The organism is Hoylesella timonensis S9-PR14, from assembly GCF_000762405.1.
Classification (GTDB): Bacteria; Bacteroidota; Bacteroidia; order Bacteroidales; family Bacteroidaceae; genus Prevotella; species Prevotella timonensis_A.
The window spans coordinates 1-1094 of the sequence record NZ_JRPQ01000231.1; the positions used below are offsets into that span (position 1 = coordinate 1).

Here is a 1094-nt window from a genome sequence, read left to right on the forward strand (position 1 = left end):
TTTACGAAAGAAGCGGAGTAAAGCTTGCCGTGAGAAGTCAGCAGANGNCATAGTANTGGAGTACTCGATAACGCTCCATGAAGGGCTGAACCTATATATTAANCGATAGTAATTGAAACATACCTTATGAAGGNAAGAATGCAGAAAACATTATCCCAAGTTAATGGCTGTCCCCAAAGAGATAGGTCGGAAACCNAATGGTATGGGGGAGTGCAGACCTTCATGTGGATGTGTGAAGACAACATCGTGGAAGTACCATTTGACAAGGAACACCTCCTNGAGCAAATCCTTAGNCCTGCAAATCTNAANCGAGCCTACAAGGCAGTGATGAGAAACAAGGGATGTGGTGGTATCGATAAGATGTCGTGTGAGCAGCTGCTCCCATGGCTCTTGACCAATAAGGATGAACTCATGAGTTCCTTGCTGGACGGCTCTTACCGTCCGAACCCAGTCAAGAGGGTAGAGATACCCAAAGACAACGGCAAGATGCGCCTTTTGGGCATACCTACAGTGGTAGACCGCTTGGTGCAACAAGCCATCAACCAAGTACTGACTCCTATTTATGAGAACCAATTCTGTAAGACAAGCTACGGCTTCCGTCCGAGAAGAGGCTGCCATGACGCACTTCGTGGAGCGCAGAGGATAATCAACGAAGGCTACATTTATGTAGTTGACCTTGACCTCGAACGTTTCTTCGACACTGTGAGCCATAGTAAACTNATAGAAATTCTCAGCCGTACGATAAAAGACGGCAGAGTGGTCAGTCTTATACACAAGTATCTTCGAAGCGGTGTAATGAACAAAGGATTGTTTGAAGCGAGCGAAGAAGGAACTCCCCAAGGAGGNCCGCTAAGTCCGTTGTTGAGTAACATCATGCTCAACGAATTGGACAAAGAACTCGAACGCAGAGGGCTTCCCTTTGTACGCTATGCCGATGACTCGATGATATTCTGTAAGTCCAAAAGGGCTGCAATGCGAGTGAAGGAGTCTATAACCCGATTTATAGAGAATACTCTATATCTCAAAGTCAACAAGGAAAAGACCGTAGTGTCGTATGTGCGAGGAATGAAATACCTCGGCTACTCCTTTTATGT

General features: G+C 45.9%; 1 protein-coding gene. It reads left to right on the forward strand.

What is annotated here, in order from left to right; all coding sequences use genetic code 11:
* Positions 1-126: 126 nt before the first annotated feature.
* On the forward strand, positions 127-1094 hold a 968-nt coding region (gene ltrA / locus HMPREF9304_RS12095), incomplete at its 3' end, for a group II intron reverse transcriptase/maturase (protein WP_036929558.1).